Source organism: Glaciimonas sp. GG7, assembly GCF_052976905.1.
In genome coordinates, this window is the sequence record NZ_JBRIIQ010000196.1 from 1 (window position 1) to 2,293 (window position 2,293).

2 protein-coding genes are annotated in these 2,293 nt (G+C 56.6%); both read right to left on the bottom strand.

Annotated elements, in window-relative coordinates:
- Nucleotides 1–18 precede the first annotated feature (18 nt).
- Nucleotides 19–1,305: an L-rhamnose catabolism isomerase gene (rhaI, locus tag ACVBEF_RS21020; protein ID WP_447125842.1), complete on the bottom strand. Its 1,287-nt coding sequence runs from the start codon at nt 1,303–1,305 to the stop codon at nt 19–21.
- Nucleotides 1,306–1,584: 279 nt separating this feature from the next.
- A partial coding sequence (locus tag ACVBEF_RS21025; protein ID WP_447125843.1) for an SDR family oxidoreductase occupies nt 1,585–2,293 on the bottom strand: 709 nt, incomplete at its 5' end.

Consider the following 2,293-nt stretch of genomic DNA (forward strand, 5'->3'; position numbering starts at 1 on the left):
GTCTCCGACTCAGTAGTTCTATGCCGAGTACCACGGACAAGCACGAATCGATAACACCCCCTTCTCCACCCGATACCCCGCAGCCCGATAACACCCCACCGGATCAGCCGCAGCCCCCAAGCGCACCCGCGCCATCGCCAGAATCGGGCTGACATCAGTACGAAACGCCTGCTTCAAAGCCTGCGCCGATTGCAGTACATCATTGACTTCCTGATACTCCTGCAACGCTACCCGGTCAACGATGGCCGATTGAATAAACGCCCGCTGCACTTCAATCGCGCTGCTCATCAGGCTTTCGATCGGGTCGGTGACGTTGTGTGACTGATCCAACATATACGATGGTTTGAACGCTGCGCCGTCGCGTTGGGCGACGTCTGCTAACTCATTGAAGATCAAAAATAGCTGGAACGGGTTGATGCTGCCTGCGTCCAGATCGTCGTCGCCGTATTTGCTGTCATTGAAATGAAAGCCGCCTAGTTTGCCGAATTGGGCGAGACGGGCGACGATCATTTCGATGTTGGTATTCGGTGCGTGGTGGCCGAGATCGACTAAGCATTTTGCCTTTGGTCCCAGTGCGGTGGCGCAGGCAAAGCTGGTACCCCAGTCGGCGATGGTGGTGGCGTAGAAGGCGGGTTCAAATAGTTTGTGTTCGATGAATACCGACCAGTCGGCGGGTAGTGCGCTGTAGATGTCGCGCATGCTGTCCAGATAACGTTCAAGCGCGCCGCGCAGATTGTGCTGGCCGGGGAAGTTCGCGCCATCGCCGACCCAGACGGTGAGCGCCTTTGAGCCTAGCGCCTGACCTAGTTCTATGCATGCGATGTTGTGCGCGACGGCTTGCGCACGGACTGCGGCGCTGCCGGCGGTGAGGCTGCCGTTTTTGTAGGAGTGTGTTTGTCCGGCCTGATCCTGGAAAGTATTGGAATTGACGGCATCGAAACCGAGTCCGTATCCGCTGGCGATTTCACGCAAGGCGGCTGGGTCGGTGGTGTTGTCCCATGGAAAATGCAGCGATACGGTGGGCGTTGCGCGGGTGAGTTGGTGGATGACGGCGCAGTCTTCGAGTTTTTCGAAGACATTGCGTGGCTCGCCGATGCCGGGGAAGCGTGCGAAACGCGTGCCGCCGGTGCCTACGCCCCAGCTGGGGAGAGCGACGGCGAAGGTTTGCGCTAAGGTCGTCAGTTGTTCAATGTCTTGTCCGCGCCGGGCTAGCATGCCGCCGAGGGCGGCGTAATCGGCTTCGAGGTTGTTGTGGATTTTGGCGTTGTGTTCGGCTACTAAGCCGCTATCGATTACTGTGTTCATGTTGTGTCTCCTGTGTTCAGCGGCTGGGCGTGGGGCCTGCTGCTGGTTTTGTTTTATTAGGGTTTCCGCAGACCTATGCAGTTAACAACCCGTTCGGACTGAGTAGGCACACAGTGCCGTATCGAAGATGCGCCAACGCATGCAACTACTTCGATACGCCCGTTGGGCTACTCAGTACGAACGGAATTTTTAAATTTGTGTGTCTACACATCTTGGCTGCCTTCTCCCTCTTTTAGAAAAAGAGAGAAAGACTGCATAACGTCAGTTATTTCTACAAACCTACCGCGTAAAAGCCGCCGCATTCCCGGCATCAACATTAATAATATTCCCGGTACTCTTAGCCGATTTATCGCTGGCAAGAAAATACACCGCCTCGGCAATATCCTCCGGCAGCACGCTGCGTTTAAGCATGCTGCGCTGGCGATAAAATTCCTCGACATCGCCGGAATCGATCTTGTTGGAGGCGGCGCGTTCTTCTTTCCATTTACCGTCCCAGATGCGGGAGCCGCGAATCACCGCGTCGGGGTTGACGACGTTGACGCGGATGCCGTGTTCTGCGCCTTCTAATGCAATGCAACGCGCCAGGTGGATTTCTGCTGCTTTGGCGGTGCAATAGGCGGATGCGCCAGCGGAGGCGACCAGACCGTTTTTGCTGGCAACGAAGACCATGCTGCCGCCCATTTTTTGCTGCTTCATGATGCGGAAGGCGCTGCGGCTGACCAGAAAATAACCGGTGACCAGTATCGATTGATTACGCTCCCACATATCCAGCGTGGTGTCTTCCAGCGGGGCTGAAGAGGCAATTCCGGCGTTGGAGATCAGCAGGTCTACGCCGCCAAAACGCAGCGCTGTGGCGGCCAGAATCGCGTCCACGTCTTGCTCACTGGTGATATTGGCGCGGACGCTGGCGACGCTGTCGCGCCCGGCTTGCTTGATCATCGATTCGTGCTTGTCCGTGGTACTCGGCATAGAACTACTGAGTCGGAGA